26 protein-coding genes and 2 tRNA genes are annotated in these 24,440 nt (G+C 35.0%); 6 read left to right on the top strand and 22 right to left on the bottom strand.

Annotated features, from left to right (window positions below):
* Positions 1-2: 2 nt before the first annotated feature.
* Together rsmH and mraZ are read right to left on the bottom strand one after the other, a co-directional pair.
* Positions 3-911: a 16S rRNA (cytosine(1402)-N(4))-methyltransferase RsmH gene (rsmH, locus tag FFWV33_RS01110; RefSeq protein ID WP_211316282.1), complete on the bottom strand. Its 909-nt coding sequence runs from the start codon at positions 909-911 to the stop codon at positions 3-5.
* A complete protein-coding gene (gene mraZ, locus FFWV33_RS01115) occupies positions 886-1,359 on the bottom strand; it encodes a division/cell wall cluster transcriptional repressor MraZ (protein WP_108739188.1) in 474 nt (157 codons plus the stop codon). Before mraZ ends, rsmH begins: the two co-directional genes overlap by 26 nt.
* 377 nt (positions 1,360-1,736) lie before the next feature.
* Between mraZ and FFWV33_RS01120 the strand changes: the two genes are divergently transcribed.
* Entirely contained in the window at positions 1,737-2,501 is a 765-nt protein-coding gene (locus tag FFWV33_RS01120) for an alpha/beta fold hydrolase (RefSeq protein WP_108739189.1), read from the top strand.
* Between the two features lie 44 nt (positions 2,502-2,545).
* Positions 2,546-3,166 carry a ribosome biogenesis GTP-binding protein YihA/YsxC gene (yihA, locus tag FFWV33_RS01125; protein WP_108739190.1) on the top strand — a complete coding sequence of 207 codons (621 nt, stop codon included), beginning with the start codon at positions 2,546-2,548 and terminating at the stop codon, positions 3,164-3,166.
* A gap of 79 nt (positions 3,167-3,245) precedes the next feature.
* On the opposite strand, the gene FFWV33_RS01130 is transcribed toward yihA, so the two are convergent.
* From FFWV33_RS01130 to gldB, 5 genes are all read right to left on the bottom strand, one after another.
* On the bottom strand, positions 3,246-3,614 hold the full coding sequence (locus tag FFWV33_RS01130; RefSeq protein WP_108739191.1) for a hypothetical protein: 369 nt from the start codon (positions 3,612-3,614) through the stop codon (positions 3,246-3,248).
* Between the two features lie 496 nt (positions 3,615-4,110).
* Positions 4,111-4,788, bottom strand: coding sequence for a peptidoglycan DD-metalloendopeptidase family protein (locus FFWV33_RS01135; protein WP_108739192.1), 678 nt, complete (start codon positions 4,786-4,788; stop codon positions 4,111-4,113).
* A gap of 161 nt (positions 4,789-4,949) precedes the next feature.
* On the bottom strand, positions 4,950-5,243 hold the full coding sequence (locus FFWV33_RS01140; RefSeq protein WP_108739193.1) for a putative quinol monooxygenase: 294 nt from the start codon (positions 5,241-5,243) through the stop codon (positions 4,950-4,952).
* A gap of 493 nt (positions 5,244-5,736) precedes the next feature.
* On the bottom strand, positions 5,737-6,078 hold the full coding sequence (gene gldC, locus FFWV33_RS01145) for a gliding motility protein GldC (RefSeq protein WP_108739194.1): 342 nt from the start codon (positions 6,076-6,078) through the stop codon (positions 5,737-5,739).
* On the bottom strand, positions 6,078-7,034 hold the full coding sequence (gldB, locus tag FFWV33_RS01150) for a gliding motility lipoprotein GldB (protein WP_108739195.1): 957 nt from the start codon (positions 7,032-7,034) through the stop codon (positions 6,078-6,080). Before gldB ends, gldC begins: the two co-directional genes overlap by 1 nt.
* Positions 7,035-7,134: 100 nt before the next feature.
* Here gldB and nadE point away from each other — a divergent pair, with 100 nt between their 5' ends.
* A complete protein-coding gene (nadE, locus tag FFWV33_RS01155; RefSeq protein ID WP_108739196.1) occupies positions 7,135-7,935 on the top strand; it encodes an NAD(+) synthase in 801 nt (266 codons plus the stop codon).
* Between the two features lie 122 nt (positions 7,936-8,057).
* Positions 8,058-8,687 carry a response regulator transcription factor gene (locus tag FFWV33_RS01160; RefSeq protein WP_108739197.1) on the top strand — a complete coding sequence of 210 codons (630 nt, stop codon included), beginning with the start codon at positions 8,058-8,060 and terminating at the stop codon, positions 8,685-8,687.
* Between the two features lies 1 nt (position 8,688).
* Here the strand turns inward: FFWV33_RS01160 and dnaG are convergent, their stop codons facing one another.
* The 6 genes from dnaG to rlmN form a co-directional block, all read right to left on the bottom strand.
* Positions 8,689-10,659 carry a DNA primase gene (gene dnaG / locus FFWV33_RS01165; protein ID WP_108739198.1) on the bottom strand — a complete coding sequence of 657 codons (1,971 nt, stop codon included), beginning with the start codon at positions 10,657-10,659 and terminating at the stop codon, positions 8,689-8,691.
* 110 nt (positions 10,660-10,769) lie between these two features.
* On the bottom strand, positions 10,770-12,359 hold the full coding sequence (locus tag FFWV33_RS01170) for a porin family protein (RefSeq protein WP_245891610.1): 1,590 nt from the start codon (positions 12,357-12,359) through the stop codon (positions 10,770-10,772).
* A 35-nt stretch (positions 12,360-12,394) separates the two neighbouring features.
* Positions 12,395-13,102, bottom strand: coding sequence for a hypothetical protein (locus FFWV33_RS01175; protein ID WP_108739199.1), 708 nt, complete (start codon positions 13,100-13,102; stop codon positions 12,395-12,397).
* Positions 13,089-13,649, bottom strand: coding sequence for an RNA polymerase sigma factor (locus tag FFWV33_RS01180; protein WP_108739200.1), 561 nt, complete (start codon positions 13,647-13,649; stop codon positions 13,089-13,091). Before FFWV33_RS01180 ends, FFWV33_RS01175 begins: the two co-directional genes overlap by 14 nt.
* Before the next feature lie 126 nt (positions 13,650-13,775).
* Positions 13,776-14,753, bottom strand: coding sequence for a polyprenyl synthetase family protein (locus tag FFWV33_RS01185; RefSeq protein ID WP_108739201.1), 978 nt, complete (start codon positions 14,751-14,753; stop codon positions 13,776-13,778).
* 178 nt (positions 14,754-14,931) lie between these two features.
* Complete coding sequence (rlmN, locus tag FFWV33_RS01190) at positions 14,932-15,975, bottom strand: dual-specificity RNA methyltransferase RlmN (RefSeq protein ID WP_108739202.1); 1,044 nt, start codon at positions 15,973-15,975, stop codon at positions 14,932-14,934.
* A gap of 70 nt (positions 15,976-16,045) precedes the next feature.
* Here rlmN and FFWV33_RS01195 point away from each other — a divergent pair, with 70 nt between their 5' ends.
* A complete protein-coding gene (locus FFWV33_RS01195) occupies positions 16,046-16,687 on the top strand; it encodes an O-methyltransferase (RefSeq protein ID WP_108739203.1) in 642 nt (213 codons plus the stop codon).
* A gap of 211 nt (positions 16,688-16,898) precedes the next feature.
* On the opposite strand, the gene FFWV33_RS01200 is transcribed toward FFWV33_RS01195, so the two are convergent.
* The 6 genes from FFWV33_RS01200 to FFWV33_RS01225 all read right to left on the bottom strand — a co-directional run bounded on the left by FFWV33_RS01200 (position 16,899) and on the right by FFWV33_RS01225 (position 22,283).
* The gene (locus tag FFWV33_RS01200; protein WP_108739204.1) at positions 16,899-17,465 is read right to left on the bottom strand and encodes a phosphatase PAP2 family protein; all 567 of its coding nucleotides are present in this window, start codon (positions 17,463-17,465) and stop codon (positions 16,899-16,901) included.
* Complete coding sequence (locus FFWV33_RS01205; RefSeq protein WP_108739205.1) at positions 17,465-17,791, bottom strand: Sec-independent protein translocase subunit TatA/TatB; 327 nt, start codon at positions 17,789-17,791, stop codon at positions 17,465-17,467. Before FFWV33_RS01205 ends, FFWV33_RS01200 begins: the two co-directional genes overlap by 1 nt.
* A gap of 110 nt (positions 17,792-17,901) precedes the next feature.
* On the bottom strand, positions 17,902-20,142 hold the full coding sequence (locus tag FFWV33_RS01210; protein WP_108739206.1) for a M1 family metallopeptidase: 2,241 nt from the start codon (positions 20,140-20,142) through the stop codon (positions 17,902-17,904).
* A 64-nt stretch (positions 20,143-20,206) separates the two neighbouring features.
* On the bottom strand, positions 20,207-20,710 hold the full coding sequence (locus tag FFWV33_RS01215) for a DUF6702 family protein (protein WP_108739207.1): 504 nt from the start codon (positions 20,708-20,710) through the stop codon (positions 20,207-20,209).
* Complete coding sequence (gene bamP / locus FFWV33_RS01220) at positions 20,707-21,465, bottom strand: BamP family beta-barrel-assembly machinery protein (RefSeq protein ID WP_108739208.1); 759 nt, start codon at positions 21,463-21,465, stop codon at positions 20,707-20,709. The genes FFWV33_RS01215 and bamP overlap by 4 nt, the downstream gene beginning before the upstream one ends.
* Before the next feature lie 74 nt (positions 21,466-21,539).
* The gene (locus tag FFWV33_RS01225) at positions 21,540-22,283 is read right to left on the bottom strand and encodes a peptidase associated/transthyretin-like domain-containing protein (RefSeq protein ID WP_108739209.1); all 744 of its coding nucleotides are present in this window, start codon (positions 22,281-22,283) and stop codon (positions 21,540-21,542) included.
* Positions 22,284-22,419: 136 nt separating this feature from the next.
* Here FFWV33_RS01225 and pepE point away from each other — a divergent pair, with 136 nt between their 5' ends.
* Complete coding sequence (gene pepE / locus FFWV33_RS01230; protein WP_108739210.1) at positions 22,420-23,127, top strand: dipeptidase PepE; 708 nt, start codon at positions 22,420-22,422, stop codon at positions 23,125-23,127.
* Between the two features lie 35 nt (positions 23,128-23,162).
* Here the strand turns inward: pepE and FFWV33_RS01235 are convergent.
* From FFWV33_RS01235 to FFWV33_RS01245, 3 genes are all read right to left on the bottom strand, one after another.
* A tRNA-Gly gene (locus tag FFWV33_RS01235) sits at positions 23,163-23,235 on the bottom strand.
* Positions 23,236-23,276: 41 nt separating this feature from the next.
* Positions 23,277-23,349 (bottom strand) — tRNA-Gly (locus tag FFWV33_RS01240).
* Positions 23,350-23,550: 201 nt separating this feature from the next.
* Positions 23,551-24,228, bottom strand: a complete 678-nt coding sequence (locus FFWV33_RS01245; protein ID WP_245891612.1) for a murein L,D-transpeptidase catalytic domain family protein — start codon at positions 24,226-24,228, stop codon at positions 23,551-23,553.
* Between the last annotated feature and the right edge of the window lie 212 nt (positions 24,229-24,440).

Consider the following 24,440-nt stretch of genomic DNA (forward strand, 5'->3'; position numbering starts at 1 on the left):
TCTTATTTTTTTTCTGCAATTCTAAGCTTTGCTGATCGCGCTCTATTATTTATTTTGATTTCGGCATCATTTGGAATGATCAACTTACCCACCGTTTTGAAAGGCACTGAAAAGTTTCCAAAAAAATCTTTTTCAGGTTCCCCTTCAAACATTCCGTTTTTCATAAAACGTTTCACCAAACGATCTTCTAGGGAGTGATACGAAATAATACTCAATCGCCCTTCGGGTTTTAAAATCTCAAGTGATTGTTCCAAAAACTCCTTTAAAACATCCATCTCTTGATTCACTTCAATTCGAATGGCTTGATAAATCTGAGCTAATACTTTGTTTCGAACACGCTCAGGCAAATATTTTGCTAAAATCTCTTTTAAATCATCGGTTGTCTTGATCGGTTGTTGTTCTCTAGCTTCGATAATGGTACGAGACAAAGCTGGTGCATTTTTCAACTCTCCATAGTCATAAAAAACCCTTCTTAGATTGGCGTCGTCATATTCATTTACCACTTTGTAAGCGCTCAACTCATTTTTCTGACTCATTCTCATATCTAGGTCAGCATCAAATCGAGTAGAGAAACCTCTTTCCGGAACATCAAATTGGTGCGATGAAACACCTAGATCACCCAAAATCCCATCTACTTCTTTTGCCCCATAAAAACGCAAAAACCGTTTTATAAAACGGAAATTCTCATTTATCAAAACAAATCGACTATCGTCTATAGCATTTGCCAATGCATCTTCATCTTGATCAAAGGCAAACAGTTTTCCGTTTGGCCCTAGCCTATTCAAAATTTCTCTTGAGTGACCTCCACCTCCAAAAGTTACATCTACATAAACCCCATCTGGCTTTATATCCAAACCATCAATTGATTGGTGTAGTAAAACTGGATTATGATATTCCATTGTCGTCGTCATTTAAATTTCCCATTACCTCTTCTGCCAAATCTGCAAAATCAATATCTTCTCCATTTATCGATTGCTCGTATAAATCTTTGTCCCAAATTTCTACAATATTCACCGCTGATGAAAAAACAACATCTTTGGCAATATTCGCAAAACCCACTAAATCTTTGGGAACTAATAATCGCCCCAAAGAATCAATCTCAACAATCTTTACACCAGCGGTAAAACGTCTGATGAAGTCATTATTCTTCTTTACGAAGCGATTTAATTTGTTGATTTTTGCCATCATCAAATTCCATTCTTCCATGGGATAAAGCTCTAAACAAGATTGAAACACAGAACGCTTCAAAACAAAACCGTCTTGAAGTGAGGTAGTTAACTGCTTTTTTAAAGGTGCAGGTAACATTACCCTCCCTTTAGCGTCAACTTTGCACTCATATGTTCCTACAATTGTATTCAATCTTTTCTGTTTAACTATTGATCTAAGCAAAAATATAAAAAATTATACCACATTATACCACTATCTACCACTTTGTTGATAAGTTTAACCACAATACTCCCGCAACCCCTAATTTATATACGATCAACACATTAGCCTAAAAAATGGTCCGTGGTAAGAATATTCACAGACCATAAAAGCACATTTAAATAATCCTTATCATTTTAACATTTTTAATCTTTTTTTGCTATTTATACTGGTGTTTCATGTGTAGATAAAATGCAGTATTTTTACCACTATTCCTTTCGAAAAAGATTCTATTTAAAAAAGATATTCAAAAATTCGTTTTTACTTTATAAATCCTATATTTGTGAAAATTGAAATTCGCATTAAACAAAATGGAAAAATACTACAAGAAAGAAGGTAGATACAGCTACTACGAAGCTGGAGAGGGAACGCCTATCGTAATTTTGCATGGCCTCATGGGAGGATTGAGCAATTTTGATGGTGTTGCGAGCTACTTTTCTGAGAAAGGATATAAAATTGTCATTCCAGACTTGCCTATATATACCCAAAGCATACTTAAGACTAATGTGAAGAGTTTTGCCAAATACGTAAAAGATTTTATCACCTTCAAAGGATTTGATAGAGTAATTTTGTTAGGGAATTCTCTTGGCGGACATATTGCATTGTACCATACCAAAATGTATCCAGAAAAAGTGGCTGGATTGGTAATCACAGGAAGCTCGGGTTTGTACGAGAGTGCCATGGGCGACAGCTACCCAAAAAGAGGTGATTACGAATATATCAAGAAAAAAGCTGAAGATGTATTTTATGACCCAAAAATTGCAACGCCAGAATTGATTGACGAAGTATACGCTACTGTAAACGACCGTATCAAATTGATCAAAACGTTGACCATCGCCAAAAGTGCTATTCGTCACAATATGGCAAAAGATTTACCAAAAATGCACGTGCAAACATGTATTATTTGGGGTAAAAACGACAAAGTTACACCTCCAGAGGTGGGAACAGAGTTTAATAAATTACTACCCAACTCTACCTTATACTGGATTGATCATTGCGGACATGCTGCCATGATGGAGCATCCAGATGAGTTTAACAGGGTACTTGAAGAATGGTTGATCAAAACCAATATGTAACTAAATACAAGTGAGGATAGCACCTTACATAAATACCATAGCGTATGAAAATTAATACTGCCGAATTTATAATCAGTAACTCTGATGCTGCCAAATGTCCAAAAGACTTTTTGCCAGAGTATGCATTTATAGGTAGATCAAATGTTGGAAAATCATCGTTAATTAACATGATAACCAACCAAAAAAAGCTTGCAAAAACCTCAGGAAGACCTGGGAAAACACAATTAATCAACCACTTTTTAATCAACAAAAACTGGTTTTTGGTCGATTTACCTGGTTACGGTTATGCCAAAGTTTCAAAAAAAACAAAATCTGTATTCCAACAGTTTATTACCGACTATTTTGAAAACAGAGAACAATTAGTTTGCGCCTTTGTATTGATTGACATTCGTCATGAAGCACAAGCGATTGATGTTGAATTCATGTCGTATATGGGAGAAAGCGAGATTCCGTTTTGCATCATCTTTACCAAAGCAGATAAGATTAGTAAAACAAAGATAGACTCGCACATTGCCGCTTACAAAAAGAATATGTTTGCTAATAACTGGGCCGAGATGCCCCAATATTTTGTAACCTCAGCAACCGAAAGTATCGGTAAAGAGGAGTTACTAGGTTATATTGACGAAGTAAACCAAGAGATGTTTAAAAACGGAGACCAGTTTTAAACACCTAATTATACTCATACAAAAACCCCAAAAACAAGCTTTGTTTTTGGGGTTTTTTATGTTGTTGAAGCAGATTTTGCTATTTATTCGAAAAGACAAATTTTATATCATCATTTTCCAAAACTAGTTGATCCTCGTCTATAGTACTTGTAAATGTAAACGGTGTTCCTGTCTCATCTTTTATAGTCACCGTTTTTCCTTTGTCTTTCAAATGATACACGCCATCAATAAAATCACGTTCCAAATGCCCATTCACAATCCCTTTATCAGCAAAAGTCAAATTTCCTTTTTCAAGAATATCCTTCTTTATTGAGTCTGACAGTGGCACTTTATCTACAACTTCGGTAACTTTCCAAGATTGTTCCAATTTGTTTCTTTTTTTATTACAAGAGGTCAGCATCAAAGAGAACAGTGCAAGTCCGAATAAAAGTAATTTTACGTTTTTCATGTTTTTATGGTATTAGTTTATATACTAGTAAGTTACAAAAAATTTATAAAAAAACCAAACAAAACATCTTACCAAAACACCATCCTCTACAATCCTAACCGTCACCACAACCTGTCATGGATACAAATGAAAAGCAGTGACAATAAAAATATGTTATAATTATTTTTTCTAGGAGCAGAATATTTAGCAGTATCAGGCATTATTGTTCCCGCTTTTCGTTTCAATCTTTTGGGGGCATCCCGAAAAATCGGGAGCTACCCCCAAAAGGATTTCCCCTACAATCGGGGCTAAAGAGAAAGATTTGATTTCCTATTTACAAATTCATCATAAAATAAAAAAGCACAACACAAGCTGTACTTTTTGGAACAAATGACACTATTTTCATTGCTATGCAAAAGAGATTTGTGCTGAAAAGAATTGCAAGATGGCATGATCAAAACATTAGAATTTTTAGAAAAAAAAAAGAATACTGATCAAGAGGATAAATTTTTTCTTTTTAAAGTTTAATTTTAAGTAATAAATTTGGATCAGGACAGTTTTTCAAATAAAACTGTTGATTTGTTGCGCTACAAACACCAGGATAATCGCCACTGTAATCACCAATATCTGCTATAATTTGAAAGTGTAAATGTGGAGCATAATCCCCGTTTACACTAGCACCACCAAGCCTAGCTATTTTGTCGCCTTTTTTAAATTCTTGACCAACTTTAATATCCTCAATACTGTCTAGGGACAAATGACCATACAAAGTGTAAAAGGTGCAATTATCTATACGATGTTTCAGGATAATGGTGGGACCATAATTCCCTAAGCTATCATTATTTTCAAAACTATGAACCTTTCCATCTAGTGCTGCTAAAACAGTTGTTCCTTTTTCTACCCAAAGATCTAGCCCAATATGAATATTGCGTTCTTCGGTTTGATCGTCCTTAAAATCAGTACTTCGCTTGTACAAATTACGTTTTTCATTGTACCCGCCGTAGGCAACACTACCCTTGTTTGCCGCTAAATACGAATTGATGTAAGACTCAAATTCATCCGCATTAGTCAACGAAACCGTATCCAAATTAGCATTTGTAACAGATAAATCTAAAGGATAATAAGAGTTGTAATCAAATTTTAAATCAATAACTTTTACGTTTTCTTGATTTTTTAAAATTGTTTCTAAAGTCATTTTGTACTTTATTTAGCGCATAAGGTTAGAAAATAAATTAAAAAACCAACATAAAATTTTCATGTTGGTTTTCTAACTTCTAATGTAGGCATTTTTAACTTATAAATAGTAAAAACAACTCTGGTTTAGATTAATGAATATAATTTGCTTGATGACAAATGTTATTTCACCGCAAGCAAATTCAAAAATTCAATTACAGGATCTTGAGATAATAAATCACCCGCATGTTTTGTTAATTCTGCTGCAATTTGACCAGCAAGGTGTGCCTGTCTTCCTTCTTCACTTTCAAATGTATCGAAAATTCCAAAAGTCGATGGTCCAATTTGCCATCCGTACCATTTTACAGTTTCTTGTTCTCCAATTGCAATGGGTAGTGCATTTTTTATAAAAGCAGCTACTTCATTTTCTTTACCTGGCTTAGCCTCTAAACGACCTAATAGCGCATATTTTTCCATACTTTTTGAATTATTTAATTGTTGTGATAAATTTGAAAGTACATCTTTCTCCTTACCATTTCTTCAAGCCAAATTACTTCATTAAAGTTTTCTGCTGTGTTAAACTAATCAAAAAAAATCTGGCATTATTAAAATTTTAATAGTTGTTTAAGTCATAAAAATCAATATGCAGTTACAAATCAGTACTTTACAAACACCATACTTCAACATACCTTTCAAACAATCAGATACATCAAACATACTTACGATATTAATCAAAACTCTAGCGCTACATAACCGTTCATATACCGATCCAACTAACAAAGTTTACCTTTAAATGTACAAATATTATAAAACGCAAAAAAGCACAACTCTCGTTGTGCTTGTTGATATATACTGGGATGACTCTATTTTATTGAAACCACACAAAAGCTTTCCAATGCTATGCATGCCTATGCAACGGCAATTGCAACATATTTTGCATGTTGTATTTCTACCTATATAGTAATAGAAACTATTCTTCTGCTTTTAATTCTAATTTTTCAGCAAAGTACTCACAGAAATCTTTCATGGTAGCGGTCATTTTCTCATCACCTGTGGCTCTGTGAAAAGTATCAGCCATCGCAACCAATGTTTGGTGAAAGAAGATTTTCATTTCGTCTACTGGCATATCTTTTGTCCACAAATCTATACGCATACTCTCTTTGACCTTACTGTCCCAAATGGAAAGCATAATCGCTTTCGTTTCTTCTAACTGAACCCCACCGTCTTTGGCAGACCACATTAATTTTTCGGGTACACGATTATCGTCTAATTCAACAAGGAAATTTATTTCTGATCTATTTTTATTTGACATTATTTCTTAGGTTTATATTTCGATTTTTCAAATATTTCTTTGGCATTTAAATCAAAAAGAGTCGCCAAGTTACTCTCATTGTTATCCATATAGGCACGTACAATTTGCCATCCTAACCAAGCCCCTACTCTTCCTGGGCTCTCATTGTCTATTTCTAGGTAAAATTTAGAAAACGGAGCTGGATTTACAAATCGACCGGCCAATTTTACATCATCATTATATAGGAGTTGTTTTTCTATAAAATATTCCCACATATATTGTTCGTTATCCTCACACCATTTCAATTGTTCTGGACTGTACCCCATTTTATCAGCATCAGTAGCATTCGGAATTAATTTGTCTTTCAAATACAATTCTTTTCCTGCATATATCATTTTTGACAGCAAACTCTTTTCGGTATTAGGCTTCACTTTCGATCTAAAAAAACTTGAGACTGCATCGGGCATGATTTGAGATGGTTCAAAATTTTGCTTGATATATTTTGGAAACTCATAAAAACGATGTTCTTTACCTAAATACAATTCTAGTGCTACCACGACCAAACTATCAGCATAGATGACTTTGTTATTGTAATCCATCTCTCCTATAACGGTAATCACCTTTGGCGTTTTTGTCTCTGGAAAATAAAATTTGAGATGTTGAAATAATTGTTTAAATTCTTCCTGCTGCACATCAAAGTTAGCATACTTTTTTTCGACCTCTACAAACAGCTCTTTCCATAAAGGATTTTGCAACTTTTCAATCCAAACTGCATCCTCATTTCCTTCTGGAAAAAACAAAGGATACTGCTTTTTTAACTTTTCAAGATCATTTGGAGTAGACTCAAAGAACGCTTTATCAAAACGTTCGACTTTTACATTGACAGAAATTTCATCAATTTCTCCTTCAATCTTGCTTTTTTTGTCGCAAGAAAGGAAAAAGAAACAGATAAGAATTGGAATACAATATAATTTCATATTTTTTTATTTAAATTTGTCACGAATAAACTACTATTTGTACCTAATTAGCAATTGTTTGCAAATATACATATTCCTGCTTTTTAAAACTGAAACAATTATGACTAAAAACAATGCCACTATAGTTGAAAAAGTAAATACACACATTGTCAACTGGTTAAAGAATTATGCAACTGCAGCGAGAGTAAACGGATTTGTAATCGGGATTTCAGGAGGAGTTGACTCCGCCTTGACTTCTACTTTGTGTGCTCAAACAGGACTACAAGTTTTGTGCGTAGAAATGCCAATACACCAACATAAAGACCACGTAAGCCGCGGTCGTGAACATATAACGCAGTTAAAGAATCGTTTCCCAAACGTTTCTAGTGTTGAAACCGATTTAACACCCGTATTTGAATCTTTTAAAAGTCAAGTACCTGCTGATTTTGATGATGCAAAATTACAACTTACATTAGCGAATACCCGTGCCCGTTTGCGCATGACAACCTTATACTACCATGCAGGAGTACATGGATTACTTGTTGCCGGAACTGGAAATAAAGTCGAAGATTTTGGTGTAGGATTCTATACTAAATACGGAGATGGTGGTGTAGACATCAGTCCAATTGCCGATTTAATGAAATCGGAAGTTTTTGAATTGGCCTCTTTCCTTGCTGTTCCCGACTCTATTTTAAAAGCACAACCCTCTGACGGACTATTTGGTGACGAAAAAACAGATGAACAACAATTGGGCGCAAGCTATGACGAGCTAGAATGGGCTATGTTAGCCGCAGAAAACAACGAATCTCCGGCTAATTACAGCGATAGAGAAAAAGAAGTTTATGCTATCTACCAAAGACTTAATAAAGCTAACCAACACAAAATGAACCCAATACCTGTGTGTTCCGTGAAAAATTTATAATTTTTTGTCCGAAAAATTTGCATAACAAATTTTTTTAATTAACTTTATAAATATAATCAACCATCTCATTGATAAACAATTACAAAATTAATATAAATTAAATACCACAAAAATTAAATACCATGATAAAAGTTTGTTTAGCTGATAGCTTACCCGTAGTGCATTTTGGAGTAAAATCGTATTTCAAAGACAATGCAGAAATTTCAATTACTGCCAATGTAGGTAGCTTTTTGATGATTAGAGATATTCTTCTTACAAAAGAGATAGATATCTTAATTCTTGACCTCGAATTGGAAGGTCTTGCAAGTATTTTTGAGATTAAATCAATCTTGAAAAACTTCCCAAAAACAAAAATTATGATTTTCAGTAATCTTTCTGAGCAAATCTACGCACCAAATGCTATTAAAGCTGGTGTATCTGGATATGTACACAAGAAAGAAAAATTGGAAACTCTTGGACAATCTATTATTAAAGTAAGCCAAGGAAAAGTAATTATGAACGAAACCGTTAAGAAAAACTTGGCTCTTATTGCTAAGCAAAGTAAAAGCGAACGTTTGTACAGAAAACTTTCTAACCGTGAGGTTGAAGTATTGCGTTACTTAAGTGGAGGTAAAAAGAACCACGAAATCGCTACAATCTTAGGATTGAACGAAAAAACAATTAGTACTTACAAATTGAGATTATTGACAAAATTAAATGTTACCAATCTAGTTGATTTAGTTGAAAAAGCTAAAAAATTAGAGATCGTTTAGTCTAACTAAAACGAGACATTACCCTACCTAGTTTTTTTGAAAAAGCAGTTGTTAGGGTATTATAATCCATAATCATTGAAATAGACTCCGTATTATCTGTATCAGGTAATATGGAGTTTTTTAATTCCTCTATAATGCTACCGACCAAGTACCAACGCATGGTCAAAATAGTTTCGGTTACATTTTGAGCTATTGTATCATTCTTTGATTTCGGGAAGATGTTTTGGCCTTCCCAGTCGTGCATCACCAATTTTTCGTCTTCCATCAAGATATCTGTAACCTCTTGTGCATAATTTGACGGAAGGTGCATCAAATATTGCTCCAGACTAAAGGTTTCATTTTGCAAATAATGATTGATTAAATCATTATACACAGCCCTAAATAATGGGTTTGCCAACTCTACTTCATCTTCTTGCAAACTTAGATATATTCGATAAAAGACTTTTAATTTCTTTTTTTCAACAACATTTACGACATCACCTTCTTCATTGGTTTTAAAAAAAGTATCTTCAAATTCCTCTTCTTTATTACCATACAAAAGTAAAATTTCGATAATCTTGCGCTCTAAGCGGTACAAAATGTCTACTTTTTCTAAAGCTTCAGGGTGATCATTTTTGACTACCTCAAAAGACTTTTGTTCCTTTTTATACTTCTTCTCTACTTCTGCGACTTCTTTTTGGTTTAATTGCGCCAAAGTACTGACCAAAACTTGCTCCGAAATATCCATGATGCGTGAACACTCTTGGATGTAAACCTCACGTTGAATACGATCTGGAATTTTGGAGATACTAGTTACCATATCTCGAATCAAATCGGCTTTCTTGATTGGATCATTTTTGGCTTCGTCCATCAAAAGCGAGGCTTTGAACTGGATAAAATCTTTGGCGTTTGTCTCCAAATAGGCTACCAAATCATCATAAGATGTTTTTCTGGCAAAACTATCCGGATCTTCTCCATCAGGAAACGTGCAGACTTTAACATTCATTCCTTCCTCCAGAATCAAATCGATTCCACGTACAGAAGCACGTAAACCCGCAGCATCTCCATCAAAAAGTACTGTGATGTTTTTTGTTAGTCTGTTTACCAATCGAATTTGATCTGGTGTTAAAGCAGTACCTGATGATGCCACTACATTTTCTATCCCAGATTGATTGAATTGAATCACATCTGTATATCCTTCAACCAAATAGCAATTGTTTTGCTTGGCAATGGCTTGTTTGGCTTGATAAATACCATACAAAACTTTACTCTTGTGGTACAGGTCACTCTCTGGTGAATTGAGATATTTAGCCGCTTTTTTGTCATTGGTTAAAATTCGACCACCAAACCCTAAAGTACGACCAGACATAGACTGAATAGGAAACATCACACGACCTTTGAATCGGTCAAATGGTCTATCCTCTCTAGGAATGGTCAAACCTGTACTTTCTAAAAACTCTAATTTATACCCTTTCCCTAATGCTTCTTTGGTTAATGCATCCCAGGTTTCAGGAGAATATCCTAAACTAAATTTCTCTATAGTTTCGCTTGTAAAACCTCGTTCCTTGAAATAGGATAAGCCGATGGCTTTACCTTCTTCAGACTTCAATAAAGTATTGTGAAAATAACTTTTGGCAAACTCAGATACTAGATACATACTCTCACGAGCATCCATATTGGCTTTCTCTTCGTTCGTTTGTTCGGTTTCTTCGATTTCGATATTGTACTTTTTGGCCAAATATCGAATAGCTTCCGGATACGTAAAATGTTCGTGCTCCATGATAAAAGCAATAGCATTCCCCCCTTTTCCAGAACTAAAATCCTTCCAAATTCCTTTTGCAGGAGAAACCATAAAGGATGGCGAGCGCTCATCTGAGAACGGACTCAACCCTTTGAAGTTACTACCCGCACGCTTCAAATGAACAAAATCACCAATAACCTCCTCTACACGAGCAGTTTCATAAACGGTATCAACAGTAGCTTTTGAAATCAATTTTTTTTGGAATAAAAGTTATAAAAAGTCAAAGTTACAAAGTTTTTAAATAGCAAAACCCTTTCGAGATTTAATATCTGAAAGGGCTTGCCAACTAAACAAAAAATATTCTAATTAAAATCAAAACGCACACCAAGGGACAGGTTATTTTGCTTTACAATGTTATCCTTGAATAAAGGATTTAGATCATATTTCAGGTATAAACTTGTAGCTTTGTAACCTATGTACGTGCTTAGACCGTATACAAAATTGTTTACATTGAAATCTCCTTTCACCCTTTCCCTAGCTTTATATCCGTCATCATCGTAGGTCGTTATTTGTTTTGATTTCACATTGGCTCCAAAATATCCTCCGATACCTAAACGAAAACTATCGTGAGTTTTAAAATACTGTTTCCCATCTATTTCTTTCGCTTTAGAGAAATCAAATTCAAGATGCAAAGGAACAACCAATGAAACAGTTCTAAACCTAGAGTCCTCATAACTCACCGGATTGACTTCTAATTTGGTTTGATTCCCATCAACAGCAAACGCTCTATTATCTGTAGCTCTCAAATTGTTATACATTAAGGACAAACCGTATTTTGCATGTAGAACATTAGCCTCTTTAAAAATCCTTGAATTAAATGTTAAGCCCCATTCATAGAAATGAGAACCCAAATACTTAAAATCAGCATTTTGAACACGTTGATCAGTAACTAAATTATTTAATCCCATTGCAAGCACCATTTGCGAAGTGGTTCTTTTATAACGACGATCCAGTTTATCTTCTTGGTTATTATAAACTTTAAATGAGGTTAAATTAATTTCGGTCCTATCCTCGTCTATTGATAAGTTACTATCTCCAGTGGTTAGTATTATGCCTGAGGATTTTTTTTCTTTCTCTACTTTCCCTTCAACTTGATCTTTGACCAACTGATTTAATTTAGCTTCTTCAATCGCTACTTTTTTATCAATAGTATTTGCATGCTCCGTTGCTTTCGTAAGTTTCACTTCCTTTGCCACAGCAGCTGTCATGTGGCCGTTTTCAACTTCTTTATCTAGTGAATCAACAGCTGTTTTTAGTGCTAATTTTTCCTTATCAGTAATTTTTTTAATTTCACTTCCAATTGCCCTTGCTCTCTTTTCGAAGGATATTTTCTTGATGACTTTCCCTTTAATTGATCCTGTTTCTACGGCAGTTTCCGCTATAATCTCGAGCGTCACATCCTTGAACATAATTTGACCAGTGCTGTCAAGTAAAAGACCGTATGAGATAGATGTAGCTTCATTGGGAACAAATAAAATTACTTCATACTTTGTCCAGTCCGTTGTTTTTCTAATAGGTCGATCACGCATATTGTCAAAAGCGAGAACAGCTTCTTTGTAATAATCGACACGCATCCACAAACCTGCCCAAGATTTTACATTAGTACTCTTTACATACGCCGACATCTTAACCATTTTACCCAAATACGTATTGGCTTTAACTGTTTTCATCATCGTTCCAAATCCCTCTATTTTATTATCAATAGATTTTATTTGTAAAACATTTGAAACGGTCGATGTAGCATTAGCAACTGATCCCATTTCATAACTAGTTGGTTTAGATCCCGCATGAAACCATTCAACCTTTTCTTTTATCGTATCCGACTCTTGAGCACTTAATTGCACTACAAAACTCAGCATTAAAATCGCTATAATTAAAACATTCTTTTTCATAAAATTAATTTATTAAATGGTGATGAATTATGTACTTATTCTTGATAATTTCTATTTACAAAAGCTGTTCGAACCACATTTATCTTCTTATTTACTTTCTGTAGAGTAGATTCTTTAAATGATTGATTTAGTTCCACTTCAACAGTAGATAGCAGCGTATTGGGATCTGTAGTTATTCCAGTTTTACCAATTTCATAAGGCTTCTCTACGTTATAATCATTTGAATTTAAATCAAGAACCTCCGCTAAGAGCTTTTCGCCGCTAATGTAGCTTTTGCGACTACTTGCAGTACTTGGTTTTGTATCTAGAGCAATAACCTTCGGCACACTTTCTATAATCGCATTAGCAACTATATCATTTTTCTTTATCTGAGATTGGCTTGAGCGTTTGTCGATTTTAATCAAGTTGTTTGTACTTGCAACAGTCGTATGCTGTTTTTTCACCATCTCCGTTTCATCCTTAGGATCACTTACAACATCTGTAACATGATATACCACATCTTGTTCTACTACTATCGAATCACCTACAGCAACCTCAATTGGTGCTATTTGATTGAAAAATACAGAACTAACCAACGCCACACCCACAAAACTAGCGGCAACATACCACCATGTTAATCTGCGTTTTGGTTTTTGAGCAACTGGTAACATCGCTTCTAATTTCTCCCAAGCATCCGTAGAAGGCACAATCATTCTTGCCTCTATTCTTTCTTTGATATTCTTATCGAATTTATTTACTTCCATAATCGTACTTTTTAGTTGCCTTAATTTGCTGTTGCAAAATCTTTCTCGCATGTGACAATTGTGACTTTGACGTTCCCTCATTTATCCCCAGCATCACCGCAATTTCTTTGTGTTTGAATCCCTCAATCGCATAGAGATTGAAAATCAATTTGTAACCGTCAGGTAAATTATCAATCAATAACTGAAGATCGTCCACTGCTAACTCACACTCATTATCAACTGTATTTTCTTCTGTAACAAAAGTATCTTCTAAGAAATGTACCTTTTTGTGTACCCGTAAAAAAGAAATACATTCGTTTACCATAATGCGCCTAATCCATCCTTCAAAGCTTCCGTTGTGTTGAAAATTTTTCAAACTTGAGAAGACCTTCATAAAAGATGTAATCATAACATCTTCGGCTTGTTGTATATCTTTGACATACAAACGACAGATGCTTAACATTTTTGGAGAAAATCGTGTATAGATTTTTTGCTGTGCATGACGATTGTGATCGACAGCTAGCTGAATCATTTCTTTTTCCTCCTGATTTAAGTTGATTACTTTCAAAGTTATTGTAAAAGGGTTCTATAACTATAGACGAATGTCAATGCAAAAAGGTTGCATGATGGTGCAATTAAATATAAAAAATTTTAATAATTGGAATCCGATTGATGTAAAAAGCCAAAAAAAGGACTACTTCTTTCTTTCGATAACATAATTAACCATCAAAATAAGTGCGTCTTTAAATTCAGACTTGGGATAATTATCAAGGATATGTAAAGCTTCTTGTTGGAAAGAAACCATTTTTTCTTCGGCATAAAGTAAGCCGCGGTTATTTTTGACAAAAGCAATTACTTCTTTCACACGCTTCTTGTCTTTGTTGTGATTTTTTATCGAATTGATTAACCATGACTTTTCTTTGACTGTACATGTATTAAGAACATGAATCAAAGGCAATGTCATTTTTTGTTCTTTGATATCGATTCCGGTTGGTTTACCGATGGCTTCTTCAGAGTAATCAAACAAATCGTCTTTGATTTGAAATGCCATACCAATTAGCTCACCAAATTTTCGAATATTCTCTACCTGAACTTCATCATCAATCACAGATTTCGCACCAAGAGCACAACAAGCAGCTATAAGTGTTGCTGTTTTTTTTCGAATAATTTCATAATAGATATCTTCGGTAATATCAAGACGTCTTGCTTTTTCGATTTGAAGCAATTCTCCCTCACTCATTTCCCGTACTGCAACTGATATAATTTTGAGTAAATCAAAATCCTCATTATCTATAGACAACAGCAGCCCTTTCGATAATAAATAATCACCGACTAATACGGCAATTTTATTTTTCCAAAGTGCGTTTATGGAGAAAAAACCTCGGCGTCGATTGCTATCATCCACTACATCATCATGTACAAGTGTGGCCGTATGTATTAATTCAATCACAGAAGCGCCACGGTAGGTGCGCTCATTTACTTGACCGTCTGCCACCATTTTGGCACACAAAAAAACAAACATTGGTCGCATTTGTTTCCCCTTTCTATTAACAATATAATAGGTGATACGATTTAGCAAGGCTACTTGCGAAGTCATAGCATCACGAAACTTTTTTTCAAAAAGTTCCATTTCGTCAAAGATGGGTTGTTTTATTTGTGAGGTAACATTCATTTCGGTGTCAAAGTTACATTATTTAGGAAAAACAATTAGCCTTAAAACCGCTTTTAGTACTTCATAACAGAAAATAATTGCTAGGTAAGAATTAGAATACTTGAAAGTGAAGAAAAGGTAGCATAAAATCAAAAGGGTTTGACACAATTGTCAAACCCTTTTGATTTTTTAAATAAACTTAAGCTTCTTTATTAGCTAATTGTCCACAAGCTGCATCGATATCTTTACCTCTACTCCTACGCACTTTAACTACAATTCCGCTTGCTTCCAAGGCTTTTATGTATGCATTAGTAGCTTCTTCAGAGGCTTGTTGAAACTCGCCATCATCAATTGGGTTGTATTCGATCAAATTAACTTTGCATGGAACGTATTTACAAAATTTAACCAAGGCGTCGACTGCTTCTTTATTGTCGTTTATACCTTTCCAAACTACATACTCGTATGATATTTTTGACTTGGTTTTTCTATACCAATATTCTAATGACTCTCTTAAATCGGCTAAAGGAAAATTAGCACTAAAAGGCATGATTCGAGCACGAACTTCATCAATGGCAGAGTGCAATGAAACTGCTAGTTTGAATTTCACATCATCATCGGCTAATTTCTTAATCATCTTAGGAACTCCAGAAGTGGACACCATAATACGTTTCGGCGACATACCTAAACCCTCTTCAGACGTAATCATTTCGATTGCCTTCATCACATTATTGTAGTTCATCAATGGCTCACCCATACCCATGAAAACAATATTAGAAAGCGGATGGTTGTAATACAATTTACTTTCTTTATCAATAGCAATAACCTGGTCATAAATTTCACCTGGTTCCAAATTACGCATTCTCTTCAAACGTGCAGTCGCACAAAAGTTACAATCCAAACTACAACCTACTTGGCTGGACACACATGCCGTAGTACGTGTTTGTGTAGGAATCAAAACGGACTCTACCACAAGACCATCATGCAAACGTACTGCGTTTTTCACTGTACCATCCTCAGATCTTTGCATTGTATCTACTTTGATATGATTAATCACAAAATGAGTTTCCAGCATCGTTCTGGCCTCCTTTGCGAGGTTGGTCATATCATCAAAGCTGTGTGCACCTTTACTCCACAACCATTCATATACTTGATTACCACGAAAAGACTTGTCGCCATTGGCTACAAAAAAATCTCTTAATTGGTCTTTACTTAATGCTCGTATGTCTTTTTTCTCTAATTGCATGCTGCAAATTTAAGGACTATTAATTGATTTGTTGTTTTGATAATTTAATAACTTTACAAAAAATTAAAAAATGCACTTCCTTTCACAAGATTTAGAAGACTACATCGAGCAACATTCTGAAAAAGAACCTGCCCTACTTGCGGCTTTGAACAAAGAAACTTATCAAAAAATATTATTGCCTAGAATGCTAAGCGGACACTTTCAAGGTAGGGTTTTGAGTATGTTGTCAAAATTGATTCGCCCAATGACTATTTTGGAGATTGGTACATATACGGGCTACTCGGCCTTGTGCTTGTGTGAGGGTATGCAAGAAAACGGAAGCCTACACACAATTGATATTAAGGAAGAATTGGTTGATTTTCAGCGTAAACATTTTGACTTATCGCCTTGGGGATCACAAATAACGCAGCATCTTGGTGAAGCAACGACTATTATCCCTAATTTGGAGGCGAAATTTGATTTGGTTTTTATTGATGCGGATAAAGAAAATTACATCAATTATTTTGAAATGATTGTTCCAAAGATGAATAAAGGCGGCATCATCCTGTCTGACAATGTTTTGTGGAGTGGTAAAGTGGTTGAAGAAGTACACCCCAATGATGTTAGCACAAAAATATTGATCGAATACAACAAATTATTGCGAGATGACCCAAGGGTAGAAACGGTCTTACTACCTATACGAGATGGACTCACGGTAAGTCGTGTGCTCTAACATTTGCACCACTAAACTATAAGAATTAAGATTCTAATTATTTTTATCGAAATAGAAGGCATAGCCCAGATCGAAATGAAAATCCTTGCACGCCAAAATGGATTTTTTTCTTGCTAGAAAAGAGCGACCAACGGAAGCTCCTTTTGTAGCTTAGAAAAAACCATTTTGGCGTGTAAGATTGTAATGTAGTGCTGGAAATAGCTTCTAATAATTATGAAACCGGAAAATATTTGGCTTGTGCTAGTTTGTATCCACTGAACACAAAATAGCCTGAGGTTATGCCGAATAGGTAACCGCAGCATATATCAAGTGGATAATGCAACCCTAAATAAATACGGCTGTAAGCAAATATTAATGGCCATAGAAATAGTAAATTCAAATGCTTGTAATAGGGCTTTAACAACTGATAAATAAAAACACAAACAGCCATACTGTTCGCCGCGTGCCCTGAGAAAAAACTAAAAGAGGCACTTGATTTTACTACTCGAATGATGGTATTGATTTCGGGATTACTGCAAGGACGCAAACGCTCAAAGGTATATTTAAACGCATTGGTAGCTTGGTCTGTAATAGCAATAAGTATCGCCACAAAAAGTAAAACAAATAGTGTTTGCTTCCCTCCTATTTTTTTGTAAATAAAATAGAGTAGCACCAAAAAAAAGGGCGTCCAATTGGTTTGTTTGGTGATTGCAAGCCATAATGCGTCAAATGTAGATGATCCTAACCCGTTGAGATATATGAGCAATTGTGTGTCTAGCGACAGTACTTTTTCGATCATTACATGTTACGTTTTACTGGCCCTGAGATTTCTTCGATATCTTCTTTTATCTTGTTGGCGTGGGTCACGGTATCGCCTAGGAGATCCTCGGCTGTTTTATTGATTTTATTACTTAAGCCGCCAGACATATCGGTTAGTGATTTGGCATCCAATCCGTTTTCTTCGATACCTTTATGTATTTCACTCTTAATATCGTTGGTAGCATTTTTTACTTGCGCGATGGTCTTACCCAAAGTACGTGCAATCTCTGGCACTTTGTCGGCACCAAATAGCATTAAAACAATAAACATTATAAAAACCAACTCGCCTCCTCCTATACCAAACATAATTTTGTTTTTTTTGTTGCTGCAAAGATATTAAATTTTAAAACCTCGTCTTTTAAATTAATCATAAAAAAAAAGACTCTTATCGAGTCTTTCTTTTCTTTTTAATCTTTCTAATCAAACTTAGAGGTAGCGGCTTCTTTGGGCCATGCATTATTGGTTACATCAATATCTGCTGTTTCTAACTTGGGATCAATTTGTATTTTTTTAATAGCCTTTTCGGTAGCGTATACTTTTCTGGCTGTTTCATTATTCTTTCTCCAAATTTGAGCTGGATACTTAAAGTCCTCAACCGATCCATCTTCGAAGGTAAGTTGAACAAGTATTGGCATAATCATACCTCCTGGCTTATTGAACTCTACTTCGTAAAAATATTTAGGAGATTTCAAACTTCCTTTTTCTTCAGCAGTAAGGGTACTTACATAATCTGACAGTAATTTAACCTCTTCGATTTGCAATGCTTTTTTATCTTTGGCACCTAGCTCTGCATTATCTCCTTCTACTAAATAAACAAAAGGTCCTGGATCCAATCCAAAACGTCCTTTTCTAACTTTAGCATTTTTCAAAGCTGCCGTAGGAGTTTCGGTTACATAATATTGTTTGACTTTGCTAATCCCGATATCTACAAAATCTGTAGAATAAAACCATCCTCTAAAAAACCAATCCAAATCTACTGCCGAAGCGTCTTCCATGGTTCTGAAGAAATCTTCAGGCGTTGGATGTTTAAATTTCCAACGGTTGGCATACACTTTGAAAGCATAATCAAACAGCTCACGACCCATGATAGTTTCTCTCAAAATATTAAGACCCGTAGCCGGTTTTCCGTAAGCATTGTTTCCAAATTGTATGATCGATTCTGAATTAGACATAATTGGTTCCAAATATTTTTGATCACCACTCATATAAGGTACGATATTTTTGGCAGGACCTCTTCTTGACGGAAAGTTTGTTCCTAGCTCCTCTTCGGCCATGAACTCCATGAACGAATTCAAACCTTCATCCATCCAAGTCCATTGACGCTCATCTGAATTGACAATCATTGGAAAAAAGTTGTGTCCCACTTCGTGAATTACTACTCCTATCATTCCGTTTTTAACTTGTTCACTAGTTACTCCATTTTCGTCAGGACGACCGAAGTTCCAGCAAATCATAGGATACTCCATTCCTTGGTCTGCAGCCGAAACTGAAACCGCTTTTGGATATGGATAATCAAAAGTGTGTGATGAATAACTTTTTAGCGTATGGGCAACCATCATAGTTGATGTTTCTCCCCATAACGGGTTTGCCTCTTTTGGGTATACAGAAGCTGCCATGACCACTTTGTCATTTAGCTTAACCGCCATTGCATCGTATATAAATTTTCTAGAAGTTGAGATTCCGAAATCCCTAACATTTTTGGCACTGAATTTCCAAGTTTTTTTCTTGTTCGAAAAACCCTTTTCTGCTTCCTCAGCTTCTGCTTGTGTTACAATAACGACAGGCTTATCAAATGTTTTTTGAGCCAGCTCATATCTTTTCACTTGTGCAGGCGTGAAGACCTCACTCCTGTTGGTTAGTTCTCCAGTAGCTTCCATAACATGGTCTGCTGGAACGGTGATATTCACGTCAAAATTACCAAAAGGCAATGCAAACTCACCACTACCCCAAAATTGCATATTCTGCCATCCTTCAACGTCATTGTAAACGGCCATTCTTGGATAAAACTGTGCTATAACATATAACCTGTTTCCTTCTTTTTCGAATAACTCATAACCTGAACGACCACCTTCTAACTGATAGTTATTGATGTTATACCACCATTTAATCGAGAAAGACATCGTAGCTCCAGGCTTCATAGGCGAAGCCAAATTGATACGCATCATGGTATGATTGATTGTATAAGACAAAGGCGCACCTTTTGTGTCCTTTACATATTCAATATTAAAACCACGTTCTAAATCCTTCTTTAAAAATTTATTGGTAAATGTACTAGCTGGAAAAGTTTGATCTATACCATCATTTTCAGCTAAAGGAGTTTCAGACGTTTTAGCTGCTTGATTTTGGTCTAATTGAATCCACAAATATTCTAATGTATCGGGAGAATTATTGGTGTAAGTAATCGTCTCAGAACCCATAAGTTTTGCATTCTTATCATCCAACTCTACATCGATTTTATAATCAGCTTGTTGTTGGTAATAAGCTGGTCCTGGCGTACCAGAGGCCGTACGAAACATATTTGGCGTAGCCAACAAATCATACATCTGTCTGAACTTGTTGGTATCATATTTCCCTACTTGCTTGGGAGCTACGGTAGCCGCTTTTTCTTGTGCCATAAGTAACACCGGAAAAAGAAATAAGAGTGTAATTTTCTTCATCATTCGAATTCAAGTTATTTGAATGCGTGAAAATAATACATTTCGGCAAAAGAGCCGCTACCAATTAGAACTTTAACACATGATTCGTTACGGATTCTGTAAAGAGAAAGCTTTGTTTGGCTCCAAAACCTGTGAAATGTGCAATGTTTTGTTGTTCAGCGTCCCAATCGGTCAATACAGCATTGTATGTTTCTAAAGTTTTTATTTTCGAAATACCCTTAATATTTAAGTAGCAAATCAACACATCGCTTTCCATCTCTTTGCTTAAGTACTGCATTGGCATGAATTTGCCATTTATCTTAAGTCTAAATTTTTCGGACAGGTACTTTTGCATTAAAGCAAGGTCTTCTTGCGTTTCTTTGGTGGTACCTATATGTGTTACTTTTTTATATTTATTTTCTAAAGCTTTATTCAAATCATCTACAAAAATCCTAGTAGTGATTTGAAGCATCTTTTTTTCTGGAGCATAGTTAATTTGATAAATTCCCATATAGAATTTATGCAAACCAAAACTTGACATAGCAATAATTAGTATCGAAAATAAAAGAGATAGTTTTAATTTTCTCATTTACCACTTGAACTAATGTTCTTAAACTCTTTATTCTTGGTAGTTAAAAAATCAAGCAATTGAAACTCTGAAGAAGGATTCATGAACGTTCTTGATTTTGAATCATTTTCACAATAGACCAAAAACAGTTTTATTTGATCGTCATGCAAGGCCAAAGTATTCGATAAAAAACTATAATTTACATGCGAAATTACGTAATCTGCAAAGGTTGTGTCTTTGTAAAAATCTTTTTTACCAGGAACATCTTTACGCATGGTTTTGACTACATCTTTGTAAATCCTAACAAAATCCATCCCTTTATCGATGGTTTGATCTGACGGCATAGAAGTATTTTTTGGCGATGAAAGTGGATCATCAAAAAACCTCATATCGACATATTTTTGTGTGCTACTCGAAACCGGATTCACTTCTTTTTTAGCCAAAATAACAATCTCAGCCAACTCATTGGTAAAGATCTCTAATGGCACAACAATTTTTGACCCAATAAAATCTTCCTCTTTCAAAATCATTCTTTTGGACTTAAAAACAAGACTAGAAAATACCAAAGTATCATTTACTGAAGCTAGTATCTCAAACGATCCGTAAGCATTTACAGCCGCACCTGTATGATGTTTGGTATTAAAGACAATTACATCTTCTACGGGAATTAATTGATTTCTTACCTGACCTTTTATTAACTTATCCGTCGGACTTTGAGCAAACAAAAAGTGACCACATAAAAGTGCGAGAGATAGGATTGTAATTTTAAATTTCATCTATATATTTTTTTAATTAGTCATTAACAAATAGTTCTCAGAACAAGAACAAAAGAAAATAGGGATAAATCAAATTATTTCCCATCTACTGTGATACCTTCTTTATACATTTCTGCAAGCTCAGAAAGAAGAAATTCAATACTTACTTTGTTTTTGGTTTCAAGAACACGCGTAAATTTAGGGTTTTCTACAGCATAATACATAAAACCTCTAACATAAATTGACGGAATTTTTAATTTATTGGTAAAGTGATCTTCGTCAAACATATACTCTAACTGTAGCATGAATTTTTCTTTTTTCTCTACCACGAGTTCCTTTTTGAGCATCGCCGTTCGACCAGAAAACATATTAAGCAACGGATCCAATCCCACTGATGCTCCACCAGACCCACTAAAACTTCCAGCCTGCTTCAACTTGCGCTCAGCTGCTGTATACGAGCGTTGCCCTTCAGGAATTATACCTAAATTAACCGCATTTATATGGCTGTACTTCCCGATTATAACCTCGTCAAGATAATTCATAAGCGGAAACATATTCACAACCATTTTCAAGCCTTCAATATTCTCTGCCTTTACCCCAATAGTTAATCTCGTGTACTGAAACATCGAAAAAACAAGACTGTCTCCCTTGACTGCAGCAATAGTAAAATCACCCTTACTGTCTGTTTGAACCATTTTTTCGGTCTTTAGATTGATAACATAAACACTTTCTAAATTATCCATAGTACTACTCACCTTTCCGCTCACAAAAGTAGCAGGCAACTGTTGACCAAAAGAAACTGAAAAAACGAAAAAGAAAATAAAAGAAACAACCTTCATATATGGGGGATATGGGGTAAAAGTATCTAATAGGCTTCACAAGATTTCACAACAGCTTGGTAAAAATATGTTAATAATAATGACATAGCCCTCCCTAAACATCCATCTGTTTTAGTATCTTTAGGCTAAAAACAGCATGAAAAACTTACTTATTGCCAGCACCTCAACTGTGCATGGAGAATCATATCTCGATTATTTATTACCAGCGTTACGCCTACATTTCGAAAAATGTAAAACAATCCTTTTTATCCCGTATGCACGTCCAGGCGGGATTTCGCACCAAGAATATACCGACTACGTTGCTAAATCATTCAAAAAAATAGATAAAGAAATCAAAGGTCTTCATGAATTTGACAACCCTATTGAAGCAATAAAAAATGCGGAAGGTATTTTTACGGGGGGAGGCAACACTTTTTTATTAGTTTCACAATTATACAGTCATACAATTATGACAACTTTGACTGAAGTTTTAAAATCGGGCACCCCTTATCTTGGCACGAGCGCAGGCAGTAACATTTGCGGTTTAAGCATGCAAAACACCAATGACATGCCTATTGTTTACCCGCCAAGTTTTAAAACCTTAGGTGTGATTCCGTTTAACATTAATGCGCATTATCTTGATCCCGATCCAAGCTCGAAGCACATGGGGGAAACTAGAGAAACTAGAATAAATGAATTTCATGAATTTAACAGCATCCCAGTTTTAGGATTACGTGAAGGAAGTTGGCTAGAAGTTCGCAATTACAAAACTACTTTAAGAGGTGCTTTATCGGCACGTCTATTTAAAAAAGGAGAAAAACCAAAAGAACTAGCAACAGGAACAGACCTAACTGACCTAAAATAAAAAAACCGAAACAAAATTGTTTCGGTTTTTTGAAGAGCGAAAGACGAGGCTCGAACTCGCGACAACCAGCTTGGAAGGCTGGAGCTCTACCAACTGAGCTACTTTCGCATTAAACATATTTTAAAAGCAATTAATGAATTTGCTTTGAGAGCGAAAGACGAGGCTCGAACTCGCGACAACCAGCTTGGAAGGCTGGAGCTCTACCAACTGAGCTACTTTCGCATTGGTGGTGCAAATATAGAGATAAAGTTCTGTTTGAAACAAATTTTTTGGAAACTTTTTATCAAAAAAAATAACAATTTCTTATAACCTTTTTAAAACTAAAAAGTTAGCAGAAAACTTTTTTTTACTTATCTCAAGAAGCCTGGCAAAAATCAACACAAAACAGTTATTATCTCGTTACCTCAACTTAAAAAAGAAGCATTACGATACCAAATGAGACATAATCTCATCACTGTTACTAGGATGATATATAAAAAGACATGATTTATCTTTGATCATTTGAATAATCTTATTGCACAAAGCAACAGGAATAGCAGGACATCCTAAGCTTCTTCCTAATCGTCGATTGTTTTTAATGAAATTATTCGAAACATAATCAGCTCCATGAATAACTACGGCGCGTTCTCTAGCGTTATCATTTAGTCCTTTCTCAAGGCCATCCAATCGCAATGACATTCCGTGTTTACCATTATAAATTTCGGCAGTAGAATAAAAACCTAAACTACTCATGAAAGATTCTGGTCTATTTGAAAATTCTGCAGCATACTCATCACCGGAATTTCGACCATGTGCAACCAAAGAATTAAACATAATAGTGTTTGTATCCAAATCGATTACCCAAAGGCGCTCTTTGTTGGACGAAAGACTAAAATCAATTAAGGTTAGGATGTTTTTCTGAATCTTACCCTTCTCTTTCAAAAGGTAAAACCCCTTTAAAGCTTGAGTAAAAATTTTGAAATTAGGAAGTTCAAAATCGTTAGAATTCAAGTTTTCATACACTCTCTCTTCTTCCGTTTGTGGAACTACCGCCGCAACCGGCTTAAAAACAACTTGCTTTTGAACTTTAACTTCTTTTGATTTTGTGTAGGACAAATTCATAAAGAGGGAACAACAAAGAACAAGCAACAGACTAGTAAAAATTTTATAACGCATTGAATTTGATTAAATTAGACTATAGATTTGGGATTACAAATATAAAATTACTTAATAACTAAACAAACATTTTTAACATAAATATCACATTAACACCATAATAAGGATACAATAAGAAAATAAAAACTACAAAAAACATTATTTTCTACTTGCGGGAA

The sequence above is a fragment of the Flavobacterium faecale genome (assembly GCF_003076455.1).
Lineage (GTDB): Bacteria > Bacteroidota > Bacteroidia > Flavobacteriales > Flavobacteriaceae > Flavobacterium > Flavobacterium faecale.